Annotated in this window: 24 protein-coding genes; 12 read left to right on the top strand and 12 right to left on the bottom strand. The window is 63.5% G+C overall.

From position 1 onward, the window contains the following. Positions 1 to 42: 42 nt before the first annotated feature. Complete coding sequence (locus ACFK0J_RS23435; protein ID WP_378730698.1) at positions 43 to 2379, bottom strand: excinuclease ABC subunit UvrA; 2337 nt, start codon at positions 2377 to 2379, stop codon at positions 43 to 45. 103 nt (positions 2380 to 2482) lie between these two features. Here ACFK0J_RS23435 and ACFK0J_RS23440 point away from each other — a divergent pair, with 103 nt between their 5' ends. Then, positions 2483 to 3460, top strand: coding sequence for a helix-turn-helix transcriptional regulator (locus ACFK0J_RS23440; RefSeq protein WP_378730700.1), 978 nt, complete (start codon positions 2483 to 2485; stop codon positions 3458 to 3460). A gap of 94 nt (positions 3461 to 3554) precedes the next feature. Here ACFK0J_RS23440 and ACFK0J_RS23445 read toward each other — a convergent pair whose 3' ends face one another. Together ACFK0J_RS23445 and ACFK0J_RS23450 are read right to left on the bottom strand one after the other, a co-directional pair. After that, the gene (locus ACFK0J_RS23445) at positions 3555 to 3872 is read right to left on the bottom strand and encodes a hypothetical protein (RefSeq protein WP_378730702.1); all 318 of its coding nucleotides are present in this window, start codon (positions 3870 to 3872) and stop codon (positions 3555 to 3557) included. A 19-nt stretch (positions 3873 to 3891) separates the two neighbouring features. Beyond that, entirely contained in the window at positions 3892 to 4029 is a 138-nt protein-coding gene (locus tag ACFK0J_RS23450; protein ID WP_378730704.1) for a hypothetical protein, read from the bottom strand. Positions 4030 to 4173: 144 nt separating this feature from the next. Here ACFK0J_RS23450 and ACFK0J_RS23455 point away from each other — a divergent pair, with 144 nt between their 5' ends. From ACFK0J_RS23455 to ACFK0J_RS23475, 5 genes are all read left to right on the top strand, one after another. After that, a complete protein-coding gene (locus ACFK0J_RS23455) occupies positions 4174 to 4707 on the top strand; it encodes a hypothetical protein (protein ID WP_378730706.1) in 534 nt (177 codons plus the stop codon). A 394-nt stretch (positions 4708 to 5101) separates the two neighbouring features. Beyond that, positions 5102 to 5854: a hemerythrin domain-containing protein gene (locus ACFK0J_RS23460; protein ID WP_378730708.1), complete on the top strand. Its 753-nt coding sequence runs from the start codon at positions 5102 to 5104 to the stop codon at positions 5852 to 5854. A gap of 289 nt (positions 5855 to 6143) precedes the next feature. Continuing rightward, the gene (locus ACFK0J_RS23465; protein WP_378730709.1) at positions 6144 to 6767 is read left to right on the top strand and encodes a hypothetical protein; all 624 of its coding nucleotides are present in this window, start codon (positions 6144 to 6146) and stop codon (positions 6765 to 6767) included. Positions 6768 to 7311: 544 nt separating this feature from the next. Further along, the gene (locus tag ACFK0J_RS23470) at positions 7312 to 8223 is read left to right on the top strand and encodes a manganese catalase family protein (protein WP_378730711.1); all 912 of its coding nucleotides are present in this window, start codon (positions 7312 to 7314) and stop codon (positions 8221 to 8223) included. Positions 8224 to 8612: 389 nt separating this feature from the next. Beyond that, positions 8613 to 9356 carry a phosphoribosyltransferase gene (locus tag ACFK0J_RS23475; RefSeq protein WP_378730713.1) on the top strand — a complete coding sequence of 248 codons (744 nt, stop codon included), beginning with the start codon at positions 8613 to 8615 and terminating at the stop codon, positions 9354 to 9356. A 321-nt stretch (positions 9357 to 9677) separates the two neighbouring features. Here the strand turns inward: ACFK0J_RS23475 and ACFK0J_RS23480 are convergent, their stop codons facing one another. Continuing rightward, positions 9678 to 10280 (bottom strand): hypothetical protein, encoded by a 603-nt coding sequence (locus ACFK0J_RS23480; RefSeq protein WP_378730715.1) that lies wholly within the window; start codon positions 10278 to 10280, stop codon positions 9678 to 9680. 540 nt (positions 10281 to 10820) lie between these two features. Here ACFK0J_RS23480 and ACFK0J_RS23485 point away from each other — a divergent pair. Next, positions 10821 to 11054, top strand: coding sequence for a hypothetical protein (locus ACFK0J_RS23485; protein ID WP_378730717.1), 234 nt, complete (start codon positions 10821 to 10823; stop codon positions 11052 to 11054). Between the two features lie 578 nt (positions 11055 to 11632). Here ACFK0J_RS23485 and ACFK0J_RS23490 read toward each other — a convergent pair. Both ACFK0J_RS23490 and ACFK0J_RS23495 read right to left on the bottom strand, forming a co-directional pair. Next, positions 11633 to 12598 (bottom strand): serine hydrolase domain-containing protein, encoded by a 966-nt coding sequence (locus tag ACFK0J_RS23490; protein WP_378730719.1) that lies wholly within the window; start codon positions 12596 to 12598, stop codon positions 11633 to 11635. 1193 nt (positions 12599 to 13791) lie between these two features. Next, a complete protein-coding gene (locus ACFK0J_RS23495; RefSeq protein WP_378730721.1) occupies positions 13792 to 14211 on the bottom strand; it encodes a hypothetical protein in 420 nt (139 codons plus the stop codon). 181 nt (positions 14212 to 14392) lie between these two features. Between ACFK0J_RS23495 and ACFK0J_RS23500 the strand changes: the two genes are divergently transcribed. Continuing rightward, positions 14393 to 14830 (top strand): hypothetical protein, encoded by a 438-nt coding sequence (locus tag ACFK0J_RS23500; RefSeq protein ID WP_378730724.1) that lies wholly within the window; start codon positions 14393 to 14395, stop codon positions 14828 to 14830. 774 nt (positions 14831 to 15604) lie between these two features. Here the strand turns inward: ACFK0J_RS23500 and ACFK0J_RS23505 are convergent. Both ACFK0J_RS23505 and ACFK0J_RS23510 read right to left on the bottom strand, forming a co-directional pair. Continuing rightward, positions 15605 to 16873 carry a hypothetical protein gene (locus ACFK0J_RS23505; protein ID WP_378730726.1) on the bottom strand — a complete coding sequence of 423 codons (1269 nt, stop codon included), beginning with the start codon at positions 16871 to 16873 and terminating at the stop codon, positions 15605 to 15607. Continuing rightward, entirely contained in the window at positions 16870 to 17112 is a 243-nt protein-coding gene (locus tag ACFK0J_RS23510) for a hypothetical protein (protein ID WP_378730728.1), read from the bottom strand. The genes ACFK0J_RS23505 and ACFK0J_RS23510 overlap by 4 nt, the downstream gene beginning before the upstream one ends. Positions 17113 to 18064: 952 nt before the next feature. Here ACFK0J_RS23510 and ACFK0J_RS23515 point away from each other — a divergent pair. From ACFK0J_RS23515 to ACFK0J_RS23530, 4 genes are all read left to right on the top strand, one after another. Continuing rightward, positions 18065 to 19024 carry a helix-turn-helix domain-containing protein gene (locus ACFK0J_RS23515; protein ID WP_378730731.1) on the top strand — a complete coding sequence of 320 codons (960 nt, stop codon included), beginning with the start codon at positions 18065 to 18067 and terminating at the stop codon, positions 19022 to 19024. Positions 19025 to 20183: 1159 nt separating this feature from the next. Further along, positions 20184 to 20564, top strand: a complete 381-nt coding sequence (locus ACFK0J_RS23520) for a hypothetical protein (RefSeq protein WP_378730733.1) — start codon at positions 20184 to 20186, stop codon at positions 20562 to 20564. A gap of 313 nt (positions 20565 to 20877) precedes the next feature. Then, positions 20878 to 21531 (top strand): hypothetical protein, encoded by a 654-nt coding sequence (locus tag ACFK0J_RS23525; protein ID WP_378730734.1) that lies wholly within the window; start codon positions 20878 to 20880, stop codon positions 21529 to 21531. A 236-nt stretch (positions 21532 to 21767) separates the two neighbouring features. Beyond that, positions 21768 to 21983 carry a hypothetical protein gene (locus tag ACFK0J_RS23530; RefSeq protein ID WP_378730736.1) on the top strand — a complete coding sequence of 72 codons (216 nt, stop codon included), beginning with the start codon at positions 21768 to 21770 and terminating at the stop codon, positions 21981 to 21983. 70 nt (positions 21984 to 22053) lie between these two features. Here ACFK0J_RS23530 and ACFK0J_RS23535 read toward each other — a convergent pair whose 3' ends face one another. The 4 genes from ACFK0J_RS23535 to ACFK0J_RS23550 form a co-directional block, all read right to left on the bottom strand. Then, positions 22054 to 22335: a hypothetical protein gene (locus ACFK0J_RS23535; protein ID WP_378730738.1), complete on the bottom strand. Its 282-nt coding sequence runs from the start codon at positions 22333 to 22335 to the stop codon at positions 22054 to 22056. An 807-nt stretch (positions 22336 to 23142) separates the two neighbouring features. Continuing rightward, positions 23143 to 23520: a hypothetical protein gene (locus ACFK0J_RS23540; RefSeq protein WP_378730739.1), complete on the bottom strand. Its 378-nt coding sequence runs from the start codon at positions 23518 to 23520 to the stop codon at positions 23143 to 23145. A gap of 386 nt (positions 23521 to 23906) precedes the next feature. Continuing rightward, complete coding sequence (locus ACFK0J_RS23545; RefSeq protein ID WP_378730741.1) at positions 23907 to 24152, bottom strand: hypothetical protein; 246 nt, start codon at positions 24150 to 24152, stop codon at positions 23907 to 23909. A 441-nt stretch (positions 24153 to 24593) separates the two neighbouring features. Then, the gene (locus ACFK0J_RS23550; RefSeq protein WP_378730743.1) at positions 24594 to 24815 is read right to left on the bottom strand and encodes a hypothetical protein; all 222 of its coding nucleotides are present in this window, start codon (positions 24813 to 24815) and stop codon (positions 24594 to 24596) included. Between the last annotated feature and the right edge of the window lie 564 nt (positions 24816 to 25379).

Here is a 25379-nt window from a genome sequence, read left to right on the forward strand (position 1 = left end):
CTACAAACCCCACGGTAAGAAGGCAATAGGACGATGAAAGACCTATTTGGATTTCGCGGGCATAGAGCGAGCGAGATCACGTCGAAGATATTCGGCGGTGTACGAGGTCTTCGCCTGCACCAGTTCGGCGGGTGTGCCTTCGAAAACGACGCGACCGCCGTAGCGGCCGCCGTCGGGGCCGAGGTCGATGATGTGGTCGGCGTGCTCGATGACGTCGAGATCGTGTTCGATGACCAGCACGGTGTTCCCGGCGTCGACAATGCGATCCAGCAGGCCCAGAAGGGTGTCGATATCGGACATGTGCAGACCGGTAGTGGGTTCGTCGAGGATGTAGATGCCACCGGATTTGCCGAGCTCGCCGGCCAGTTTCAGGCGTTGCCGCTCACCACCGGACAGCGTCGACAGTGGTTGGCCGAGGGTGAGGTACCCCAGTCCGACCTCGACCAGTGAGCCGATCTTGCGGCCGATGCCGGCGTCGGCGAAGAAGTCGGCGGCTTCCTCGGCGGTCAACGCGAGGACCTGCACGATGTTCTTGTCGCCGAGGGTGTAGTCGAGGACCTCGGGGTCGTAGCGGGTGCCGTGGCAGCGCTCGCAGACGGTGGTGACCGGATCCATGAACGCCATATCCGCAGTCGTTTCGCCGCGGCCGCCGCACTCCCGGCAGGCGCCTTTACTGTTGAACGAGAACCAGCCGGGCTCAACATGATTGGCCTCGGCGAACGCCTTGCGGATCCCGTCCATCGCGCCGAGATGGCTCACCGGGGTCGAGCGTGAAGAGGAACCCAGACCGGCCTGGTCGACGATGATCGCCTCGGGGTGTTGGGCGGCGAACACCTCCGACACCAGCGTCGATTTGCCCGATCCGGCGACGCCGGTGAACACCGTCAGGACACCGGTGGGAATGTCGACGGTGATATCGCGCAGGTTGTGCAGGTTGGCGTGACTTACTCTCAAATGGCCTGTAGGAGTGCGGAATTGCGCTTTGAGGGTGTGGCGGCGGCGGAGCGCTTTCCCGGTGAGTGTGGCGCTGGTGAGCAGTCCCCGGTAGGTGCCTTCGAAGACGACCCGGCCGCCGTGGATACCGGCTCGGGGGCCCATGTCGATGACATGGTCGGCGATGGCGATGACGTCACGGTCGTGTTCGACGACGAGCACGGTGTTGCCGTGGTCGCGCAACTGGGCGAGCAGATCGTTCATCCGGCCGACGTCGCGGGGGTGGAGGCCGACGCTGGGTTCGTCGAAAATGTAGGTCATTCCGGTCAGCGAGGAGCCCAGGAACCGCACCATCTTCAGCCGCTGCGCTTCGCCACCGGACAGTGTCGGAGTCTCACGTCCGAGGTTCAGATATCCCAGTCCGATGTCGTCGAGCCGTTGCAGACCGGCGATCGCCTGCTCGGCCAACGGTGTGCCGAGGGGGTGGTCGACCTTGCCGAGCACCGTGATCAATTCGATGACTTCCATGGCCGTGTAGTCGGCGATGGTGTAGCCGTTGATCTTGGTGCGCAAGGCCTTCTGGTTCAGTCGCGCGCCCCGGCATAGCGGGCAGATGCCCTCGGTCGTGAAGTGCTGCACGGCATCGCGGGTCTTGGCCGAAAGCTTCGACAGGTCGCGGTTGAGATAGAGGCGGTTGAACTTCTCGATCACACCCTCATAGGTGACGTTGGCGACGCCCATCTTGGAACCCAACGGCACCTTCACCTCGCGCCCCGGACCGTCCACCAGATCACGCCATTCGGTCTTGGTGTATTTCGACAGCGGCTTGGCCGGGTCGAACAGGCCCGACTTCACGAACATCTGCCACTGCACCGATCCGACATTGAATTGCGGAAACAACAACGCGCCCTGATCGAGGGATTTCGTGGTGTCGAACATCGCCTCGATATCGATGGTCGTGGTACGGCCGAGCCCGTCACAGCGTGGGCAGGCGCCTTCGGGGGTGTTGAACGAGTACATCGTGGCCATACCCGCCGAGGGCTCCCCGGCGCGGGAGAACAGCAGCCGGATGATCGAGTAGATATCGGTGGCGGTACCCACGGTGGAGCGGGCGTTGCCGCCGATGGGTTTCTGATCGACCACCACCGCGGTGCTCAGCCCGTCGATCCGGTCGATATCCGGTTTCTCATAGCGCGGCAACCGGTTCCGCACGAAGGTCGGATACGTTTCGTTGAGCTGGCGTTGGGATTCCACGGCAATGGTCGCGAACACGATCGAGGATTTGCCAGATCCCGACACGCCGGTGAACACCGTGATCGTGTTCTTCGGGATCCGCATCGACACGTCCCGCAGATTGTGTTCGCGGGCGTGCTCGAGGGTGATCTCCCGCATCGGATCGGCTTGGCTTTTCGAGGAACTGCGCCTGGAATTCGAACGGGCGGCCATCTGTTCTCCCTTCGACCTGCGACGCCGCCACTCGGCGCCCACGTGCGACGGTAGAAAACTAATAGGTCTTTCAACGTCCTATCAGTGCGGCAAGATGAGTGATGTGCGTGATCCCTCTGGCCGATTGCTTCAACTGCTCTCGCTGCTCCAATCCCCGCGCGAGTGGACCGGCATCGAGCTTGCCGAGAAGTTGCAGGTAACTCCTCGTACGATACGCCGCGACATCGAGCGGCTCCGTGAGCTCGGCTACCCGGTCCAGGCCACTCAGGGCAACATCGGCGGCTACCGGCTCAGCGCCGGGAACGCCATGCCGCCGCTGCTGCTCGATGACGAGGAGGCCGTGGCAATCGCTGTTGGTTTGCGCTCGGCGACCACCAGCGCGGTCGCCGGTATCGAGGACGCGGCGGTGCGAGCGTTGACCAAGCTCGAACAAGTGCTGCCGAGCCGGCTGCGTCACCGCGTGGCGGGGTTGTCGCACACCGCGGTCCTGCCCGCAGAGGTCCACACACCTGAGACCGACCCCGACACTCTGGTAGCACTGGCGACAGCGAGCGCGGCCTGCGAACGCGTGCGGTTCACCTACACAAAACCCGGTGCGGAACAGGACAAACGGTTCGCCGAGCCGTACCGGCTCGTCGCCGCGGGGCCCCGGTGGTATCTGATCGCGTTCGATCTCGACCGCGGTGATTGGCGCACCTTCCGCCTCGACCGGGTCAGTGCCGTGCATCGCACCGGCGTGCGGGTGCCCGCGCGCGAACTTCCCGATGGGCTCGACGCGGCCACCTGGCTCACTCGATCGCTGCGACGCAGCGGGACGATGCAGGCCCGGGTCCTGCTGCACACGCCCTTGGACCGGGCACGCGAACTGCTCGGATCGCGCCCGGGCCTCCTCGAAGCGGTCGATGCCGACAGCTGTCTGCTGACCACCTACCCAGCGGCGCAGACCTATACGGCCGCCACGCTGGTAACGCTGCCCTTGCCCTACACCCTGCTCGAGCCGGACGAACTCGCTCCACTACTGCGCGACATCGCAGAGCGGGCGATCGCGGCGACGGGTCCGGACCCACGTTTGAGTGAGTAGCGACCAAGATCGCCACGGCTCAGAGATTTGGAGCGCATCGAAGGCACAACCCGGCCCCCCATCCGGAATCGGTATTTCCGAACGTCCGGCCCGCTCAGTGTCCCCGCTGGTCGGTGAGCCCGAGTCCCTCTTTGGCTTTGATGCGCCGGTGCTCGAGCAACAGCCATACGACGCCGAGAGCGGCCAGTGCCGCTGCTGCGATGCCGCCGATAAGGGCCCAGCCCGCGAATCCATAGCCAGCTGCGGTCAAGCACAGCGCCAGTGCGACGATTCCCAGCGCACACAGGACGATGCCCGGAATGTTGTACCCGTCTTTGATTCCCTCACCCGCATGGCTCCTGGTCGTGCGGGCCTGGTCGGGTAACTCGTCGCGTCGAGCGAACGCCGGGAGCGGTTGGTTGGAGACAGTCATCGGAGCTTCCTTCCCGTGGTCAGATCCTGTCTTCGCCCTCGTTGGCCGAAGGGTTGCCGGTCGACAAATCTGTGTCGCGCCGCCTGCCCGACAGAATGCGGCGCAGCACAACGGCGGCGACGAGCGCCAAAAGCACGATGATCACGAGTATTTCCATGATCGGTCCCTACCCGGCATGCTGGCAGTTATTCATCTATTCATCTGAGTTCTGCACTGCATCGAAAGAGCTGCCACCGGGCCGAGACAGTTTCGTCCCGCCATTGACGTGGGTGAACACGTCCACGCTGGGTACCCGCGGCCCATGCTGAGAAACAGTCTCTGGGAAGGGCTGCTCGCTGGAGCGGCAGGAGCAGCGGTGATGACGGTGGGCGAGAAAATCGAACAGCGCATGACCGGCCGACCTGATTCCCACGTACCGGCCCGGGTCCTCGAGCGACTCACCGGAATGTCCGAACAACCCGGTCGCCAGCCCCGAACTCGGAACCTGGCGATGCATTTCGGACAAGGGGCACTACTGGGAGTGCTGCGGTCGATCATGGCCGAAGTCGGTTTACGCGGACCATGGGCCTCGGCGAAGTTCACCGTCGTGCGGCTGACCAACGACCAAATTCTGGAAAACGCCACCGGAGTCGGCGCGCCACCACAAACCTGGCCCCGACAAGAACTGATCCTGGACGTGCTACACAAGGCTGTCTACGCCTTCGCGACCGGAGCGATCGCCGACGCACTCGCCGCCCGCCGAGGGCCCGGTCCAGGCCGACGCCACGCCAACCTCGCCCCAGGCCGACACGCGAATATCGGACCTATCCCCCGCGATCAGGCATTCAGTCACTGACCGAGCCACCCGCCGCCGCGTGCACGCAATTCACGTGACAGCATGTGCGCCCCCGACCAGCCCCGTGCGTCCGTGGCGGGTGAGTGGACAGCGCCGCCGCGGCGGAGGAATAGGACGCGGCGGCGGCACCTCGCGTCGACCACATCTAGGTAGCCGACCCGTTGCTGGCTAATACCCGCTTTCTTGCGTCGAAAACACCGAAGCTGCCGTGCCTCAAATGCCCTGCCCGGTTTGGCGCGGATGTCGCGGGGCTAGGTTTGCCGCAACCATGTGACGATCCAGCCGATTTCATGGCCGCGTCGAGCAGATAAGTCTTGGGTATGGTCCCCGCCGGCACGTAGATGAGGTCGATTCCCAACAACGTTCCCGCGGTGAGGATGCCGAGTCGTCGCGCATGCCGAGTACCTTCGGCGGTGTCGGCGGCCAGCAGCTGCGCTACTCCGTTGCTGACCAGGAGTCGGCAACCGTGTATTGCAGCCACTTGTCGTTCTTGCGTCCGAAGACCGCCTCGAAACTGCGTCTGCTCAGCAGGCCATACTCCACCGACCACGTTGAACGCGCCGTGCGCGCGAGCGATGCGAGTTGCGTCCATATCGAACCTCCTTTGTGGATCGAACTGGATCAGATCCCTGGGCCTTGCTGCCCTTGGACGAGCACCGATCCCGCACGGCGTCGCCAGCGGTTGAACGCCGCCAGCGGCGGTCCGGCGATAAACAACGAGCTATTCACCGAACTGGAGCAGACCGACCTGGGCAGTCTCGAGCATCTGCGGCTGTTCGGGCGTATCGCCGATCTGCTTCGACAGGATGCGCGGGATGAGGAAGACGTGTTGCTGCCGAAGCTGCAGGAGGCGCTCGACCCGCGGTCGTTGCGCCGGGCGGGTCTGCTGTGGCTGGCGGTCCGGTATACCGCGCCGACCCGTCCACATCCGACCGTCGAGCGTCGACCGCCTGGTAACGCTCTCGCCGCGCTACCGCTGACCGCGCTGGATCGGTCGCGGGATCGGCTCGACCAGGCGGCTCGACGAGCGTCGGCGCCGCTGGCGGCCAGGTGCCGTGGCGCCAGTCGTGCCCTGGCCACGGTGGCCGGGGCCGTCGAACATCTGCCCCCATTGCGCAGCGGTGAAGATCCCAGCACACGTACCTGACGTCGCCGCCCCCGCCACCGTGGCACAACTTCTGTGAACTACCCCGCATCCGCTCCGAGCGACCCGCCTTCGAGCTGCACCGCCCCGACATGATCGACCGCATGCGCATCGAAGCGCACATCGGGTGGGGCTCCCGTGCTGGCGCGCCGAGAGCCACTCCGCGACAACGGTTTCCGCGACACCGTCGGCCCAACCCGCGGAGGCTCGGCGTCGCTGGGGCAACCCCGAACACGCCATTGGTCGGCTTATTTCTCGGGCAAAGGGTATTCGGCCCGCAACGGAGGTGTCCATGTATGACCAGTTCGCAGCGTCGGACGATCGTCCCATCTCGTCGGCGCAGTCGCGCATCGCGTTCGCCGACAACCTATTGCGGGCCGCAACTCGACCGGAACGAATTGCCGAGGTGGTCGCTGAGATCATCGGCGACCACATCGAAACCGGCCCGATCGCGGTGGGTCCGGGTGGGCTCTTCTCCGCGATAGCAACCGGCCGGACCGAGCGAGTGCAGGTCGCGTCGTCGGAAACGGACTGCTGCGAGATGTCGGTGCTGGTGCCGGTCACGTTCCGGATTCAGGCCGGCCTGGGTGGGATCTCGGCCCACTACCTTGCCGCGGCATGTGTGCAAACGCGGGTCACGCTCGTTCCCGACGCACCGTGTGCGCTGCTGGTGCGGCATCAGCTGATCTCCCGGCAGGATGTGGTCACGAAGGTGCGTCCGCAGAACGTGCTCGCTCGCCTCACCGAACCCTTCGCGCGCCTGAATTCCCTGGTCGCCGACCAGGTGGTCGCCTACGTCAATACCCTGGTGACCAGCCCGCGGGTGCGTGAGTTGAGCCGCATCGACGTCGCAGAGCTCATCGAGCGTGCCTGGGAAACCGGCCTCCTCACGAGCCGCTCGGTCGGATACCCATGAAGGTGCTGATCACCGGAGCGAGCGGCAATGTCGCTACGGCACTGCTGCTTACCGGGCGCGGAGAACTGGGAGGTGATGGGCATCGCCCGTCGCCCACCCGCCGCGGACCGCGCACCCTACACGGGTGTCCCTGGGTCCGCTGCGACATCGGCGACCGAGCGGCGCTGCCGATGCTGACCCGCGCGTGCACCGGCGCAGATGCGGTCGTCCATCTGGCGTGGGCGCGGGTAGGGCTGCAACCGCTGCGGGCTGGCTTGACCTGGCCGACCAGGCGTGCCTGATCGATGCAGGCCGGGCCCGCCGGGAGCTTGGTTGGTCGCCGAAACACGACGCCATCGCCGTGGCCACCGAACTCGCCCACCGGTTGCGCACGCCGGCACGGCGCCAGCCCGGTGCTCGCACCGCCGCGAGCTCCGTTTCGATTCGGATCGCCGACCCATCAGCGCCATACCGCTGATAAATCAGAATGAAATTGGTGTTTGCGCAACGTTTTTGGAGGTAGTCGCGCCGAGAAGGGGTTTCACTTCTATTCCTGGAGGCTGACGTGTTTCGACATACCGACCATCTGCAATTCGATGTCAAACCGGAAAAGCCGGACCCGGTGTACGCGCGCAAGCTCCAGGAGCTCATCGGCGGTGCCTACGGTGAGATGACCGTGACGATGCAGTACCTGTTTCAGGGATGGAACTGCCGGATGCCCGGCAAGTACAAGGACATGATCATGGACGTGGCGACCGAGGAAATCGGTCACGTCGAGATGATCGCGACCATGGTCGCCCGCCTGCTGGAAGGCGCGCCGGCTACCCACGCAACCCAGGCGGCGATGGGCGATCCGGTGGTCGCCGCGGTGCTGGGCGGGATGGATCCGCAGCAGGCCATCGTCTCCGGTGGTGGGCCGGTACTCGCCGACAGCAACGGCGTGCCGTGGAACGGCCGCTATATCGTGGCCAGTGGCAACCTGCTCGCCGATTTCCGGGCCAACGTCAACGCCGAATCCCAGGGCCGCATCCAGACCGCACGGCTGTATCACATGACCGACGACCCGGGTGTGAAGGACATGTTGAAGTTCAACCTGGCTCGCGACACCTACCACCAGAATCTGTGGCTGTCGGCTATTGCGCAGCTCAAAGCGGACGGCATCGAGGACACGATCACCCCGAACGCGCTGTTCGACGAGGAGCATTCCGAACACGCGACCAGTTTGTGGCATCTGTCCGACGGTGCCGCGGCCGATCAGGGCATGTGGGCGCATGGTACGGCGCCGGACGGTGTGCACAAGAACGGGTTCATCCCCGATCCTGTACCGCTGGGGGACAAGGCCGCACCGCCGCCGCCGGACCCGCAGCTCTACGTCACCTACGACGGCTCCCAGGGCAAGCCGCGCTCGACCGAGCTGGGCACCCAGGCGGGTCTGATGGGCAAGATCAAGGACACGCTGGATCCCGACAAGCCTTGACCGGCAACCATTTCACCGACGAGGAGTTCGACCTGGCCGCATCGACCAGAGGGCACTCGGCACGCGCGCCGTGTCGGTGTCCTCGCGGCAAGCACGTTATTGGGCATCGACCTGGACTTCGTGCCCGCGGGCCGCATTCCGAAGACATATCTGATCGACGCGGCCATGGAGATCGGCTGGATCGCCGCATGGTGCCGCCTGGCATCAGCGCAGAGGTCGGCTACTTCCGCAGGTGGACCGGGCGATCAGCAACTGGTGGGGCAGGGCAGCGCCCGGACGTCCGGGCAGTAATGATCGTATTAATGGTTGACGCGGCGTAGAGTTGGGTTCTCTCCCCTCCGAGTCCAATAGCGCGGCTCTCCCCGTTCTCGACCGGCTTAGGTGGAGTCATGCCTTTTCTCGATCGTCGCGCTGCGGGCCGTCGGCTTGCGGAGCGCCTGCGATTCTTCCGCAATTCCGATGTGGTGGTACTCGGAGTGCCCGCTGGCGGAGTGCAGGTCGCCTACGAAGTGGCGGCAGCGCTGTCTGTTCCGCTCGACCTGGCGGTGGTGCGCAGAATGACCGTCCCGTACCAGCCCTGGTCGGTGTTCGGCGCGCTGGGCGAGGACGGGGTGTGTGTCCTCGACGAGGACGTCGTCGCCCGTGCTCTGGTGTCCGAGCTCGAACGGTTCGCGGTGCAACGGGAGCAGCGGGAAAGATTGGCGCGCAGCGTAACTCGATATCGCGGCGACCTCGCGCGCCGGTGGCTCGACGGCCGTACCGCGGTGGTCGTGGACGACGGGATCGGCACCGCGGTCGTCGTCCGCGCGGCTGTGGCGATCGCCAGGGACCGTGGCGCGGGCCGGGTGGTTGTCGCCGCACCTGTCGGAGCGGGTAAGGCTGTAAGCGCCGTGTCCGAATTCGCCGACCACGTCGTCTGCCTCGAGACGCCACCGCTATTCGGGTCGGTCCAATCGTGGTATCGCGACTACGACGACGTCAGTGAAGCGGACGTGTGTGCACTACTGCACCGCGCACCCACCGCCGCGACCGTTGCGCGCGACCCGCAAACGCGTGCCGACTCCCGCCCTCCCCGAATCGCCGACAGCCTTAGCACTCGCCCGAGCGAGAGCGTCGAATCAGTAGATGTGTAGCTGCAGTCGCGGGAGACTCTGCATGCGACTGTATTGCCTTCGGCGACAATGGCGACCGTCGCGGTCCCAATCGCAGATCCGTCGGTTCCACTGTGCCCTAAGCGATCGGCCGAACGGACGGACATCCTGTCGCGGGTTCGCGGATAGATACCGAAGTTCAGGTGTAGTTGGCGAGTGAGTGGCGCAGTTCGTGGATAGGTGGCGAAAGGCTTCAGTGTGCTACTGGCGGCTTGGTCGTGGGTAGGTCGAAGGACTCACGGGTAAAAGCCAAGATCCCGCAGGCAGTGGAGTCCGCGGGACCCCGGGGGGGCCGCAGGCGGCCTACAGGGCGCCTCGTTGGGAGTTGAATTTCGTCAACCTCGCCACGACCGTGTTCGGTTGGTCTGGGTCGACCAGATCCACCGGCTTTTCCAGCATGTACCGCTCGCCTTGTGCTGGGTACCGGGTGAGCTTGGCGGTCAGGATCATCGGAGCCTTGGCCCGCACCGCGACTGGCTCCTGGTCCGGCAGTTCGATCTTCGCGGAGATCGAGATCACATCGCGTTCCTCATAGCTCGGTGGGAACTTCTGGGTGAGACGCAGCTTGCTCTGCGAATCAATGTCGACCTCGTCTTGCTCGAGGGTGACCGTGCCGCCGTCCGGAAGCTCAGCTTTGACGCCGAATCCGATGGTGCGCAGCCGCACGTTGTTGCCCGGGCCCCCGGGGTCGGCCTCGACGCGCTGTCTGATGCCGCCCTTGAAGTCGAGCGTGTAGCTCTGGCCGTTGTACTCGAACGCGCTGTCGATCGCGATCATCGAGCTGGGGATTTCGGCGCCGATGGGCGGCAGGGGCGCGGCGGTGGCCGTGCCGGTCGCCGCGGGAGACGCGGCGAGGGCCAGGCAGGCAGCGCCGACGGCGAACACGCGACCTAAATAAGGGATCACTCGAATCCTCCTGATCAGTCGATTGAACTTCCGGGCGATGCACTGACCCGAGTGTCCATAGAGCAACGCATGTAATTCGGTGCCACCGTGACGCTGGACCGGCCGCAATTGTCGAGGGGCTCACCACCACCTCACCCTTGTCCGGTTGCCCAACCTTCTCCAGATGATTCACGGTGTCGACACAGTCCAACTGGCCACGAAATATCCCACGCCGCTGCCACTATTCGTGCCGACGCGTTGGGTCCGCAGCCGCAAACCGAGGCGCTGTCTAAACCGGATTTCGGCATGGCCATCAACAAGATTCAGTTCGACATACAAGTCGAGTTCCGCCGCCCACGCCGCTGGCTGCTCGCCGACATGCTTCCGATCGTGCGACGCGACCGGATCATGCCCTGTATCGACAGTGTGCCACTCACCGACCTGATCGACAGATTCGAGCTAGAGGCAGCTATGCGGCCAGCAGGTGGGGCATACGGGGGTCTCATCCCGGAGTACTCTCGGTGCCTCCGGTTGGATGACCACTTCCATGGAAGGTCCACCATGGCAACGGGATCCAAGACGCCCGTGCTCGTGTGTGAATGCGGTGAGTGGGGCTGCTGGCCGCTGCTGGCCGAGATAACCGTCACTGACGACCTTGTGCTCTGGGATTGCGCCGAACAACCCGATCGCCGGGCACGCGACTATGGCGCGTTCGGTCCATTCCGGTTCGACCGCAAGCAATACGACGACGCTCTCCGGAACCTGATCAAGCCGATCAGATCAGACATCGCGTGAACCACGGTTCGCCGCACGCCTGATCAGCGGAACTCGCTCCCCCGCAACTTGCCAAAGTTCAGAGAAGGCAGCTACATCGCCACCGTACGGCCCGATCACGGGCACAAACTCGCCCGCGCTGACACCGTGACCTGATCCAGGATTCACAACTCAGGGACGATGCGGGTTACCTGACGACTGCTTCCGGCACGCTTGCTTGTAAACACCTTCCGCGGAGAAGCGCCAACGTCGTCCGTTGCCGAAATCCTAAGCGCCCCAAGCGCAGTCGCTAGAATGCATCCGTGGCCTGACCCGAGACGATAGCGCCCAGACCGCCGAGGACCAGCGCGTCCCGGCGGCCTCGGGCGCAGCGCAGCGCTGCGAGACCCGAACGCACGCAATTGCTGCTGCCGCCCGCCGTCGTTGCAAGACGGAGCCATAGAGCTACGCGCCCCAGAGAACCATGATCTCGACCCGAGACAGGCGTGTTCGCCTGCACTTTCGGTTGCTCAGGTGAAATTAGTTGGTTGCGGCTCTCCGTCAGTGATTGTTGATCAGGCGGCCCGCGGAGCGATCGTCCGGGGTGGATGCGATGGTGTTCATGTTGAACACAGTTCTCTGTCGAGCAGCGCGCGCACGGCATCGCGGGGGCGGTCAGCTCCCCAGGTCAGCGAGACGGTGATTCGTTTCTGGGGGGTGCCGAACGACCAGGTCGAATAGCCGGGTGCGTCGCCGTCCTTGCCGTAGGCGGTGACGCCGCACGACAACTCCAACGTGATCAGGCCGAGCCCGTATTTCGAACCGAGCACGGTGGTGCGCATGGCCTGCAGCAGCGGCGCAGGTAGCAGACGACCGTCCAGCAATGGACCGAAGAACCGGTTCAGGTCTGCTGTCGTGGAGATTATCTCACCTGCTGAACCCATCACCGACGGGTTGAGTTCGGTGATGTCGACCAGTCCGTTCGGCGCGATCGACAGGTATCCGTGGGGATGTGGGCCGCTTATATTCGGGTCGGTGCCGGGAATGGTCGTGTCGGTGAGGTGCAGCGGCCCGACGATGCGGTCGCGAATCGCTGCCGCGAAAGGCTTCCCGGTGATGCGTTCGATGCCCATGCCGAGCAGGAGGTAGTTCGTGTTCGAGTAGCTGGCTTTCGTGCCCGGCTCGAACAGCAGCGGTTTGTCGGCCACTCGGGCAACCAGCTCGGCATCGGTCCACGTACGCCAGCGCAGGTCGAGAAAGGCCGCCGAACGCGGCGACGGGAGGGTCTCGAGGTATTCCGGGACGCCACTGGTGTGGTCGAGCAACTGGCGGATCGTGATGCGGCCGGCATACGGAAGTACTCCCGGGAGGACGCTTTCGACCGAGTCGTCGAGCCCGAGCCGCTGTTCGGCCACTAGTTGCAGCACGACGGCCGCGGCAAACGCCTTGGTGACGCTGCCTATCCGGAATCGCCCGTCGACCGGAACCGGTGCGGCGGAACCGATCTCGGCGACACCACTGGACGCACGCTCCCGGTGCCCGCCGGTGTCGACCTCGGCAATGGCTCCGGTCGCCCCGGCGGCCACGATCGAATCCAACCCCTGCTGCAGTCGCGTCGGCTCCGGACTGCTAGCACATCCAGCCGCTGATGGCACGACCAGCGCCAGTACGATCGCACCCGCGACGGACCCGGATCTTCTTCTCGAACCGATCATGACTATGAGCCTGGCGAACCTAGCACTGCCCCGGAAATCGGGGATTACCCCGATCTTTGCCCGGAGATCTACCTGGCGACCACCAACCGATCCGGAGCGATCTTGGGCGTCTGACCAACAGCGTCATGCGGCGATACGTAATTCCGCGACGGGGAGTATGACTGGCGAACCCGAGCTGTGGTCCGCGGCTCCGCCGAAGGTGCTTCGGTCGACAATGGCTGCGCAGAGCCGACGGCCGTCGACGACCACGGCGGTCTGCGATCTGACCGACACCTTCGCCCTGCTGCGCAAAGAGACAGCCACCGCCAAACAGCGGGCACGTCAACTCACCGAGCTCCGCGACAAGACAAGGGTCACAGCGAAGAAATCGCCTCCCGCGCAACCCGCTACACCCAAATCACCGAGTCGCCCCTCGACGCCGCGGACCGGCAGGTCGAGTTTGTCGAGAGATTGATCCATTTTCGGTAATGGCTACGGAGACCCCCTGACCGCCGGTAGCGGTGCGATGGGATGCTGTCGGCAGTCAGACGTGCGGAATGTCTTGCAGGGAAGGGATGTCGTGCCAGGAGAAGGTCACGCATCTGGCCGAAATCAGCGTCGACTACTATGTACGAAACGGGCCCTGTTACCCGTAGATGTACAAACTCAATTCGGATTCTTAGCGTTACATTTTCCACAACGTCGGAAGCTGCCTCCGTTGGATGCGCCGCAGGCTGGGCATGTCCAATCGTTCCAACGGTTGTGTGCCTCCGACATGTGTGGGTTTCGGAAGTCGCAATGAACGCAGTGATACTGGTCGTCGGGTGTCTGTTTGTGGCAGCGGTCGCAGATCATGACTATTTCTCCTCGGCTCGAACGTGTACCGGGCTTCCTGAAGAAGCTTCGTGCGCCCTTACGAGTTTGGCGACCGGGGCTTCTGGTGTATGTCCACTGAACGTTCGACACACGGGAGGCTGACGATCGCCATTCTCGTGCGGGTGATCCTGGCTCGGAGAAGTACACCTCGTAGTTCCACGAGGTGGCCCGGGCCCGAGCGGCGCTGGACTAGTAGTTGATATGCCTGCTCATCGGAGGTCAGATGGGGTCTGGGCGGCATTACCCTGAACGAACGAGTTCTCGAACACCGCTCTTGCGGAACGCCGGTCGGCGGGCGCCCCGCGATCTCGTTCGGCCAACGGTCGTTTTACGAACGGGGGTTTGTCGCCCATGGGCGACAAACCAATGCCCGCTACACCTGCGTGTTGGTCTCGTTGTCCGCCAGCGCGCGCGGCCAGAACGACGTGAAAGGGGGACTTGGGTGTGACCGGGTCGATCGCGAAGACGAAGGCACCCGCCATCCACATCGACAGCAGCATGCAGAACGCGGGCACGGCGAGCACGAAGACCGAGGCCACCGGGCCGAGTTCGGACGCTGAGCCATCCAGGCGCAGACCATTGCCGAGAGCGGCGAGCGCAATGCCGGCCGCGGCGACAATCGTGAACACCCAACGCCCAGTTCGCATGCCAGCCACAGCCCGCGCTGATCCGATCGCAGCTGGTGACCGGATTCCAGCTCACCTCGGCCCACTCGATCTCGACACGGTGCCCATGCGGCAACTCCGACACACCTGAGCTGGCGCACAGAGCCGACGTCACCGATCATCAGCAAAGGCAACAGGAAGCGTCATGAACGAGTCACGCCAGACAACTCCCTTCGAAAACGTCTGCCACCGGGCGAACGAGACTCTGGTGTCGTGCGAGGGCTACTTCATCCACCGGGTCGCCTTCGACATCATCGATGGCGGCGACGCACTCGAGATCCTGCTCAGGCACAGCCCACACAAACCCGACATCACGATCTCCCTTGAACGCGTCTATCTCCTGTCGATCGACAAGGCCGCAGAGTCGTGGGGCTGTTCCCTCGACAAGGCCTCGGTCGTTCACCTCCCGGTCCCACCGGCCCCATGGCCCAACGGGTTCACCAGCATCCGACGCCATCCCGGACTGCCCGAACTTGCCCGGATCCAGCTGATCGGTCCGATGGAAATCGAGATCGTCGCTTCCATCCTGACGGTGTTCATTGCCTCGAGCGATGACATCGCGCGCACAAAACCGAATCTCTAACAGCCAGCCACAAACTCCAGCCGACATAGTTGCTGAACACCAACCGTTTTCGACACGCTTCTTTGACGACATCGCCCTGGCGTGGCCATCCTGGTGAATCTGTCCGACCGGCCTGCTGTCCAACTGACTATCGGTTCTCGACACCGGTTAGTGGCAGACCAGGCTTTCACCGAGTAGGAAGAACGGCAGAGCGTCGCTCAGTTCTCCGTTAGCGTTTCTGGCAACCTCGGTGACCTCGTCGGTGGCGGCTCGTGCTGCGCCAGTGGCGATCTGGGCAAGGTAGCTCTTGAGCGCAGCCACACCCCGCCGGATCACACCTTGGTCCGGTCTGGCACGCCGAAATCACTGGTTTGTACCCGTGACACGATCCTTACCGGCGAACCCAGACATCCGCCTCTGCGGCGGTGCGGGTGGTTCGAAGCGGATTAGGGATCCGGCCAGGACACACCACGGCGGATCCACCGTCTCCGCGATCTATTGCGTCAGAGGACATTTGGCATACTTTGGGCGAGAAGGCTCTGGAGGGCGGTCATGACCGATGAAGAAATATTCGAGTAGATGTCACCACCGCCGACCCCGCAACCGCAGTACTACCCCGCCCTCAACCCCCACTCGAGGCGATCCTGACCACATACGGGCTGACCGGAACCCGGTAACCAGCCCCGCAGCGATCCGCGGGGGCCGCTGACGTCGAAAACGGTTGCACCCCACGGGCACGCGGCAGCCACGCCGATGCTGGCGACCGCTCATGTCTTGTCTGACACCGGGCGGTTACTAGCTGAGGTTTTCCTTGTCGCTCATATCGGGGCGTGGCAAGTGGTCCGGCGGGAGGGTATCGAGGTTTGCTTCTTCGGTTCGGTCGCGTGCAACCCACTCTGCTTGCCGGCTCTCGTACTCGCGGTCGATTGCGGCGCGGGATTGTTCTTCGCTTTCGTAGTAGAACGCCGCAGCCTCGGTGAAGTGATCACCGAGGCGGCGAAGGTAGTCGCGGGAGTCACGGATGCAGTCGAGGAGGGTGTCGCTGAGCTGGTCCCATTGGGCTTTGCCCTCTCCGATCAAAGGAGTGTTGAACGCCGCCCGGCCCCACGCATCGACACTATCGCGAATATCGCGATATGCGAGTTCGAACCCCACCGCCAAGTGCGGGAATACATCTTGTCCCGCCAACCGCAGCTTTGCGATGTCAACGGCGACTACGGCGCCGTCTTCTTGGTATGGACGCTGGCTGTAGGTCCTCGTGCTACCCAGCGTGATCTCTTCGGGGGGAATGTTGTCGAAAACGCTGTGCACGGTGTTGTACAGGGCGGTTCGGGTGTGGCCGACCTCCTCGAGCAACTCGTCCAGGGCATCGACGGCTCGTGTGATTCGCTCGAGACCCCAACCGTGGACGTTGTACTCGGTATTCTCGGGTGGGGGTTCTTCCGGGGCATATGACCCCAGTAGCGAGCCGACGACGCTGATCGTCGCCGCCGCGAGGGCGGGCATTTCGAGTGCAGCGATACCGGCGAGAACGGCCGCGGTGATCAAGAAGAGGTTGCGGGCCCCACCGGAGCCGCGGTCGTTCTCGCTGGCGAGTTCGGCGATGTCATACGCGCTTCGACGGGCAGAGGAGACCAATCCGTTCCAGCCTCCGGCGGCAGCGATGAGGCCGTTCAGATACGTGATTTGATTTGCCCAATTCTGCGGGAACTCGGCCCCGCCGTGGATCCGGAAGTTCTCGGCTGCTGATCCGGTCCAGCCGCTGAGGAGGGTGTGCAGCAGGTCGAGATCACCTCCTTCGTGCAGAGTCTTGATCCGCTCACGATGTGCGGTCAGCTCCTCGATCAGTCGGCCGAACGCGACGTCACTGCCCTCGGTGAACTGCAGTAGCCGCTCCTCCATGCGGTTGATCTTCGCCATACACTCGTCGTGCTCGAACCTGAGCCGTGCTGCACCGATATCGACGCCTCCCGACACGGCGCCGGTCCAGGCCGCGAAGTACTCGAGGTCCCAATATTCACGCGTGCGTGAGATGACGCCGCGCATATCGGCGTCGTAGGTCATCGGTACCCCGCGAGTTCGCTGTCGTGCGGCGGAACGACCTTCAGAAAGGCCGAACCCATGGTCGCCCGCGCGTCGGCGCAGGTGGCGCCGACGTCTTTAAGCAGCATCGGCGCTCCGGCGAACGGCCCTGCCGAGTGATCGCGCTTCGCCTCCGCTCGCACCCCGTCGAACGTCTCGATCGCCAGCACCCCCAGTTCGCTGGTCTCGATCCGGTCGATCGCCGCCTCGACGACGTCCATGGGCGACAATTCACCCGATCGCATAAGCAATAAGAGTTCGTGGGCCTCGAGCCCACGAAGGTCGGTCGACGCCTCGCCACACTCAGCGGTCGCGGCTCTGTCAATCATTTGTACCCCTCAGAAGAAGCGTTTCATTAAGCAACGTCGGCGCTAGCGGTACGCGGATGCGCAAGGGTGGGTCGGCAACTCCGAGTTTTCGATATTTAGTAAGTCGCCTCTGCAGTCAACCCGGAGCACCGTATAACGGCGCCGTTGCCGTCCATCACCACGTCGTTGTGGTGGACGGGCGGACGAGGGGCTCTCCCCTCCCGCGAGCCGCTTGCCGCACCCATACATTCATTTCCGAACCTTCTCTGCGTTGGACCAATACGGCCCGGCGCGAACGCTGCTCATGGGAACTCCGAGAAGTCGCACTGGATCCGGGTGGTCCGGCTTCCATATTGTCCCGCGCACTAACCGGCGATTCCGCAGGCCCGAGAAGAGAATTGCAACCAGCCACCAGACGGTTAACGGGCTGTTGTATTTCCTGTTGAACATGCGCCCACTCTCCTCAGCCAGAAGGGCCTGGGCGGCTTTGAACAGCCTGGTAACTTCTGCATCTTCAGGGCCTGCTCCCGCACCGCTGCAACCTCCTTCCCCGCCGCTATGGCGGATACCTCAATATCTCTCGCACTACGTCGAAACCGCTATACACACCACGCACACTTCTTGACTGATCCTGCACAACAGCCACGCCACAAACTCGATCAGCGTGTCTGCGTATGTGATCGGGGACCGCGGTGCGGGCACGCACGATCCACCGTGGGAGAACACACAGCGGCATCGGGCCGCATGCCGACAGCCAGCGAGACGGAGAAACCGGCGGGCCGCGAAGAACGTCGGTGCGTAACGGACTCGCGCGATCGGTCTATAATTCGTATCCCAAGACGCTGATCGTACGGCGAGGCATGCCATGGGCACCAAGATCTTCCAGGCAGCGGACGAGCCGGTCGCCACTCGGCCGGAGTACTGCCAGCATGTCATGCACGAATTGCTGACGCCGATCGACGTCCGATTCCCCGATCACGACTTCGACGCACGGATTGAGGCCAGCCCAGTGGGAGCGGCCGAGGTGCTGGATGTGACCTTGCCCGCAGGCGACGGGTTTCGCACACCCCAGCTGATCCGCCGGTCGGATCCCGAACACTGCAAGCTCGACATCCAAGTGCGCGGACACCTGATGCTCGAGCAGAACGACAGGCAGACCGTCCTGCAACCAGGGCGGTTCGCGTTCGTCGACATGTCCCGTCCCTGCCACTGGTCCTGCTCATCCGACATCCGGTTCGTCGCCCTCATCTTCCCCAGAGCACTGCTTCCGCTCCCCGAGCCCGACATAGCCGAGGCCGCCGCACTCGCGATCTCGACCAACCAAGGTGTCGGCGCTCTGGTCAGCCCACTCATCCTGCAATTGGCCCGTCAGGGAGCATCCTGCGACGGACTCGACGGAACCCGCGCCGCCGCGGCCCTGCTCGACCTCGTTGCCGTGGCTGTCGCCACTCGCCTCGATCGAACCGATGCCGTGCCCGTCGACTCCCGCCGACAAGCACTGCTGGCCTGCATCCTCGGGTTCATCGAACGCGAGCTGCCCAACCCCGAGCTTTCACCAGCCACTATCGCGGCCGCGCACAACATCTCGCTCCGCTATCTCTACACATTGTTCGAATCCCAGCAATCCGGTGTATCCGACTGGATCCGCCGCCGACGCCTGGAACGGTGCCGCCATGACCTGCTCGACCCAACGATGCGCGATCAACCGGTGAGTTGGATCGCGGCCCGATGGGGATTCAGCAGCCCAGCGCATTTCGCCCGCGCCTTCCGGACGACTTTCGGTACTTCACCAACCGAATTCCGAGCATTGCAGGCCCGGTCTTGAATTGGTGGCGGTGCTAGTCGGTCGCTCTGGTCGGGGCTGCACCGAAGCACATGCGCACTGTTTGCGGTTCGGTGCCACGCATCATCCCCGTAGCTCGGAGTGCCGGGACTAGGCGAACTGCCCGTGATCCGGCGGCCGCCGCCGCAGAGCCCGGAATGGAGATGGCTGCGGCCGAGCCTGTTCGATTGCCGTTCCGACGAATGCCGCCAAAGATCGCGTTGAACTCCGGGCATTCTCAACGGTCTCGGCGGCAAGCAGCATTACATCGATCGCTATCGACGGGACTCGCAGACCTTGCGGGACAAGGGCTACCGGGTCGGCGCGGTGGCGAGCGGCGGCGGTCGAGGCAGGCACCGACGCCCACCTGGACACGACAGGCCCAAGCCGAACGAGAAGTCGCCGCCCAGCTGACCGCCATGGAGGCCACAACCGAAGCCCGGCCCACACTGAGCCGCAACGGGATTCGCCAACCACGAAACACGGGCGGTGGCTGAAGTTCAGCCACCACCACCCGTGTGCGTAATGGTTGAGTCCGGAAGGGGACACGAACACTACGCCCACCTACTCCACAAGCAGATATCGCTGGAGATCGGGCCGTAGAGGCGGTACTTCCACCCCAGACAGGGCCGAAGGGGGTCTACCCGGCCTGAGTGATAAAAGGCAGATATTGCCCCGTAGCGGCAGCTGCGCCCAAGCGCTACTCGATATCGTTCCCTACATCGGAACAGCCTTATGACAACTCCCAACTACGCCGGTCCGGCCTTCCAAGTCATAGCCGTGCGCGAACGGCCGCACCGACATCCTTCGTGGAAAGGCTTCCGCCCGAATCCGGGGTGACCGGCTCGGCCGCGATCACCGAATGGGGTCGACGTCTATTCCTGAACTGGTGGGCCCGAATCGGTGGTGGTCGCTGCCTGTTCCGTAAAGGTCGCTCCCGGTCATGCCCGGAGGGAATACCGCCACCATGACATACGGCGACATCCAGATTGGCGATGCCACTACACCGACGTGGCCACGAGCCCGCGGCCACGTCATATGCCCATGAGCGCGGCGAAGGCGCAAACGTGACCGACTGGCGCGATGCGTTCCGGGCTCTCGGCCAATGGTTTCGGAACACGCTGGCCGCCCGAGTCGGAGATGCGTAGGTCATCATGGGCCGATGGAAGCGGATGGCCTTGTAGCGGTTGACCTGTCAGATGATGAACGGGACGTACTGCGGTGCGGGCTAGGTGAATGGGGCGGTCCTGCCCGGAGTACTGAGGCGCTCGCGGTCGCGATGGGTTTTGCGAGCGTGGCGGACCTGTATGAACAAGGACGGCGATTGCGGGCGGCGTTGAGTTCGAATGAGCCACTGAGCGCGGCAGATTGGCGAAGAACGCTGGCGGCGACTGAAATCGTTTTCGCGAGTGATGTTTTCGGTTCCGGTGTCGAGTGGTCGATCACCACAGGGTTCCGTGACGAGGAGACCATCCGAATTCTTCGGGGGTTGCAGCGGAAGCTCAACCGCACGGTGGGCCAGGCGCTGTACGGCCATTGTTGATCCAGACATCCGCTTCTGCCGCGGCCAGCGCGTTAGTAAGAAGCCCAAAATGGTTGGCTGACAGCATTTCTCAATGCGCGCTCAAGCCGATGAGCGTGCATTGCAGATCCTTGCCGGATATCGACTTTCTCACGATCCGGCTCCGGTATTCGGTTGATTGGAGCCTGATGGGCGGGCAATGATGGTCGGCGATGCGCAGGAGGGTTTGCCAGGATCTTTCGGGGCTCGTAAACAGCAGACGGACACTGATAGGCTGGCGGCCCGCCTCCGAACGCGAGGAGCTCGGACACAGATCGCGCGAGTGGATAAATCGTTGGCCGAGAAGATATTTGAAGAGAAGCCACCCGTATCGGGTACGTGCGTGAGCAGGGCGGATCAGACGCCGAGCCGAGTACGGCTCGTCGGGTTGCTTGCCATCTCTGCGCTGTTTGCCGCAGCGATCGCGACATGGTTCATTGCCGGGCCCGACGACCGTTTGGCAGTCCGCTTTTACCGACTCGACGCCATCCCCCTCACGGCGGCCCCGATATTCTGGACGACCGCCGTGGTGCTCTGCTTTGCGTGTGCCCCTAGGCTGACTCGGTACTGCAAGTGGGTGTGGAGAACGTTTGTTGCCGTCGTGACGCTGGTGACGATACCGCTATGGATGTTGACGGCGTTCATAGCGGTCTGGTCCTCCGATGACGGCAACGTCAAGGACATCGTGCTGAGCCCCGACGGCCGCCACGAAGCGGTTGCGGTGCCTTACCACGGCTTCGACACCGGCTGCCGCGTATGGCTTCGAGAGCGCGGCGGGCTGTTCAGCAGGCAGGCACTGGTGTGGGTCGAGTACGAAGGGCCCTGCCCCGCACAGATATCCTTCATAGGTGGCAGCACGATCAGCGTCACCGAATTGCGCGGTGGGAAGACCCTGACGACGACCTTCGACCCCGATCGAACCTCTGTGACTGCCGTGTTGTACTCGTAGCGAAGCTACTCGTTCTCGATCCACAATCGCCGCTCCTCCGCCCCGCCACGGGACCCGGCCGGGCCGCTGGGGCGCGGCTTGAGGTGTCTTGCGTCAAGCGGGTGGCAGGCCTCCGCGGCCGGTTGGATTGTCGGCCGGGGGCGGGAATCTGGGCCGCACGAATGCCCGGTAATGGCACCAATACAGGGCGCAGCGACCCGACCTCCAGGGAAGCAGATCGCAAAGGCGATCATCGGATGCTGATCCGCCAGCGCGGCGAGGTCGTGTCGGACATTCAGCAAGACCGCCATCGTCGTCACCACCTCGCCGCCGTGCGCAAGGTCTTCGGCGTCGCCACCGCAGACGTCCGTGTCGCCTCGCTGCGGGCCGCGCTGGATGCTGGCTCGGTTGGGCCATCTCTCTACGCCGACGCGAGTGGCCGGTCAGCCCGTGGCTCTCGCGTGATGTCGTAGATGTACCGCTCGCCTAGTTCCATTAGCTGCTGCACTTCGCTGATGTGTTCCAGCTGAAGGGAAGTGATGATCACGCACGCTCCTGTCTGCGGATCCTTCGGAGGATGCTGGTGAGTTGGTCGGCGATGTCGGCGGTGGTGACTGCTTCGGCAACGCTGCGGCCGACGATGGCGATGTCCCAGTCGTAGCTACTGATGAGTGCCTCGTCGGCTGTGCTGAATCCGCCGGAGACCGCGACGGTCAGTTGACTGCTGGTGCTGATTGTTCTCGATGTCATGGGTGGATGGTTGGCACCGACGCCGAGGTCGATGTTGGTGGTAACGGTGAAGCCGTCGATGCCCGTACGTTCCATATCGCTTAGCCAGGACACGTTGGCGTGCGAGGCCGGAACGTCAAAGACGAGAGCCACGCCGAGCCTTCGAGCGACCGCTACCGCTGCAGATACGCTCACGGTAGATGCTGGTCCGATAAGCAGGACGATGTCGGCGCCGGCCTCTGCGGCAAGTTCGACTTGGTCTCGCCGCCAGTCGGCGGACGCCAGATGTCTCGTGCTACACCTTTGATGGCCGCGATCGCCTCTACGCCCACCCTTTTGATCAGTGGATCACCTACCTCGATGAGGTCCACGCCTGCATAGACTGCTGCTCTGGTGATTTCGATAGCGCGGTCGAGGGAATGGACGTCGAGCGCGATCTGGAGCGCGCGTTGACCACGTCGCCTACGATAGTGTTCACGGACGTTTGCGACGTCTGCCCGACCTTCCTGCTGAAGCCCAAACAACTTGGCTTCACGCACAGTGTGCCAATCGGAGGACAGCTTCCCGCGGGCTAGGGGTGACTGTTCGAGATGGGCTGACACCTTGATCCAGCCGTACCGTATTTCTCCGTGTCGCCTGCGGAGCCGACAGCGCGCCGCCACACGATCAATCCATCAAAATTGCCTGGACTTGGCGATCGCGCGTGCCGAAAGTCGGTGTTCAGCCCTTTCCGGCACGCGAATTCATATTGGATTGGCCCAGATCCGGACTCGGATCACCAACTGTTCAGTGGGGTGGCTCGTTGCCGGGCGAAGTTCATAGCTCGGCCCGGTTCGAGACTTTGAGTGCGCCAGCCGCCGAGTCCTATAGGGCATTGATCACCACTTTTACGACGTAAACTACTCAGCAAAGACGAACCGTGTCCGATTGTGCCTTGGTCTCACCATTGAGCCGAATCTGAGTGTAAAAGCTTTCACAGCTTACCCAAAGTGGCTCGGAGGTCGCGGTCAAGACCCCAGTGGCGAACGTCTGCTCCCTGGAGGCAATCAGCTCGTCCGACCAGCCGGTTTCCCGGTAGACGTTGACCACAACACTCGCATTTCCGCAAGAATTCCCCTCGCGCTTACCGTCGCCAGCAACAACGTTCCAAGCCGGCTTATAAGGCTTCCAAGCGCTGTTATCACACCCAGGAACCCGCTGGGCCTGCGCCGGACCAACGCTCAACATGCTAGCAGCAAGCACAGCACTTCCGATGACAACGACACTCTTCACGAATTTCACGCGCTCCTCCAATGTGTAATTTCCAATGTATAAATTCTGTCATCCAAGTATGTCACCGATTGCCACAGGTTCAACTCGACTTTGCGATACCGCCCAGATGCCCCGAAAATACGCCGTGAGCTGCGTCGACAGCACGTTCTTAGTCGATCTTTGATGTGACTACTCGACTTTATATTTGTACTCGGTATCGCCAAGGTGCCCTTTGTGCCCGGAGGACGGTGCCATGGCCTCGGCAATACCAGAGGTTATAGGCGGCCAGTGCCACCGACGTCAGGCCGAGCCGGGTCGGCCTGGCCTGCCGCGAACTGGCCCTATCCTGTGCAGTTCGCGAAGGGTCGTTGCCCGTACATCGCCACAAAATCCGCGATCATGGCTCTCCCGGCCCCCTAATTCACGCTGCTGTTGGTCGGTGAGCATGCGCGTGAAACGACGTTGAAGAGTCTGCGTTTGAGTGCGTGCAGAGCCTCCATCGAGGTCTTCCCCGCGGTTTCGCGGGCGTCGTAGTAGGTGCGCCCGGGTGTTCGGTTGCGTAACTGGACCATGGCCATGATGCGGGTAGCGAAGCGGCGGATATCGCCGATTTCAGCCAAAAGTCTTGCTGCGCTGGAGGATCCGATGCCATGGAGTTCCATCAAAGTCGAGCCGTGCTCGACGACCAGTTGCCGCAGTTCTTTGTCCGCGGCCTCGATTTCTGCCGTCGATGGCTTCCAACTCGCCGATCAGTTCGACGACCAGGCGGCGACGGACCTTTCCTGCTGGGTCACGTGGTTTGACGGTGGCGACCAATTTGCGAGCCTGGGCCGCGGACAGGAACTTCTTGGCGCCGCCGGGGATCAATTCCAGCAGCAGCCGGAGGAGCCGGTTGATGGTCGGCGCGGCCGAGTTCGTCGCGGCGGTCGGCCAGCATGCCCAGCGCGATCAGTTCCGAATCGTGCTGGACTCGCCGCAGATTCGGTGACCGCAGTGCTGCCATGGCGACCGAATGTGCGTCCACGGAGTCGGTTTTGCGGCCGTTGCCGGTGGCGAACACGCGCACCCGCGCGGACAGTTTCGCCGGGACATCGATCACCGATTCACCGTCGTGGGACCAGCCGGTGTGCCAGATGGCGTCCGATCCCGTTGCATCCCTCGATCGCCCACACGCGCTGCGGGAACCGCGAGGCAGCCGTGAGCATTTCGCCGTAGCCGGTGTTGTCGGTGGCATATCGGCCGGTGACCAGGATTTTCCCGGTGTCATCGATGATCTCGATCGTGGCCGAGCGTCTGTGCGGGTCCATCCCGATGATGACCGTCACCGGCGCATCCTCCCTGTCGACGTGGTGGTGTCCGTGCGGGAAGGCACCGCTACTTCGAGCTCGGGCAACCCCTCTTCAGCCATTCCCGACACGGTGACCGCGAGATGCAAACCATTGAGAGCCATACTAATGACACAGGCAGGCAGCCGATTTGGGAGCATCTCGCCAGGCACCTGGACTCGATCCAGGCCGGGATCAAGCCCTACCACCAGTCTCTAAGTAGCCGATTACCTGCACGACCACGATGCCACCGCCCTGCTGGCGCGCCACCACGGCCGCGACCGCGTCACTGCCGAAGCAGATGTCCACCCCGAACTGATCGAGCAGTGTGCCCGGTTACCGCTGGCACTGTCTGTTCCAGGATCCGCCGCCGAGTTCTCGGGTGTCTCGGCCGTACGTTGTTCCTCTGAACCTTTGCGCCGCAATACTGTTGAGAAATCCAGCTGAGGTCGAGCAGACGACCCGGCCATCGCCGGAGTACTCAGAGCCTGGCACGCCCACGCTTGGTCCTCGGGCAGCCACAGCAGGCGATCACGGCTCGGCTTGCCCGAGCATCACTCGCTT

The sequence above is a fragment of the Nocardia brasiliensis genome (genome assembly GCF_042691675.1).
GTDB lineage: Bacteria > Actinomycetota > Actinomycetes > Mycobacteriales > Mycobacteriaceae > Nocardia > Nocardia brasiliensis_D.

Excerpts from the sequence above, each read along its gene's own strand:
- ACFK0J_RS23515 (WP_378730731.1), top strand. The coding sequence starts at position 18,065 with ATGGGCACCAAGATCTTCCAGGCAGCGGACGAGCCGGTCGCCACTCGG.
- ACFK0J_RS23450 (WP_378730704.1), bottom strand. The coding sequence starts at position 4,029 with ATGGAAATACTCGTGATCATCGTGCTTTTGGCGCTCGTCGCCGCCGTT.
- ACFK0J_RS23460 (WP_378730708.1), top strand. The coding sequence starts at position 5,102 with ATGCCGAGTACCTTCGGCGGTGTCGGCGGCCAGCAGCTGCGCTACTCC.
- ACFK0J_RS23510 (WP_378730728.1), bottom strand. The coding sequence starts at position 17,112 with ATGGACGTCGTCGAGGCGGCGATCGACCGGATCGAGACCAGCGAACTG.
- ACFK0J_RS23455 (WP_378730706.1), top strand. The coding sequence starts at position 4,174 with ATGCTGAGAAACAGTCTCTGGGAAGGGCTGCTCGCTGGAGCGGCAGGA.
- ACFK0J_RS23500 (WP_378730724.1), top strand. The coding sequence starts at position 14,393 with ATGAACGAGTCACGCCAGACAACTCCCTTCGAAAACGTCTGCCACCGG.
- ACFK0J_RS23475 (WP_378730713.1), top strand. The coding sequence starts at position 8,613 with ATGCCTTTTCTCGATCGTCGCGCTGCGGGCCGTCGGCTTGCGGAGCGC.
- ACFK0J_RS23435 (WP_378730698.1), bottom strand. The coding sequence starts at position 2,379 with ATGGCCGCCCGTTCGAATTCCAGGCGCAGTTCCTCGAAAAGCCAAGCC.
- ACFK0J_RS23465 (WP_378730709.1), top strand. The coding sequence starts at position 6,144 with ATGTATGACCAGTTCGCAGCGTCGGACGATCGTCCCATCTCGTCGGCG.
- ACFK0J_RS23545 (WP_378730741.1), bottom strand. The coding sequence starts at position 24,152 with ATGGAACTCCATGGCATCGGATCCTCCAGCGCAGCAAGACTTTTGGCT.
- ACFK0J_RS23520 (WP_378730733.1), top strand. The coding sequence starts at position 20,184 with ATGGAAGCGGATGGCCTTGTAGCGGTTGACCTGTCAGATGATGAACGG.
- ACFK0J_RS23530 (WP_378730736.1), top strand. The coding sequence starts at position 21,768 with ATGCTGATCCGCCAGCGCGGCGAGGTCGTGTCGGACATTCAGCAAGAC.
- ACFK0J_RS23535 (WP_378730738.1), bottom strand. The coding sequence starts at position 22,335 with ATGGAACGTACGGGCATCGACGGCTTCACCGTTACCACCAACATCGAC.
- ACFK0J_RS23505 (WP_378730726.1), bottom strand. The coding sequence starts at position 16,873 with ATGACCTACGACGCCGATATGCGCGGCGTCATCTCACGCACGCGTGAA.
- ACFK0J_RS23485 (WP_378730717.1), top strand. The coding sequence starts at position 10,821 with ATGGCAACGGGATCCAAGACGCCCGTGCTCGTGTGTGAATGCGGTGAG.
- ACFK0J_RS23445 (WP_378730702.1), bottom strand. The coding sequence starts at position 3,872 with ATGACTGTCTCCAACCAACCGCTCCCGGCGTTCGCTCGACGCGACGAG.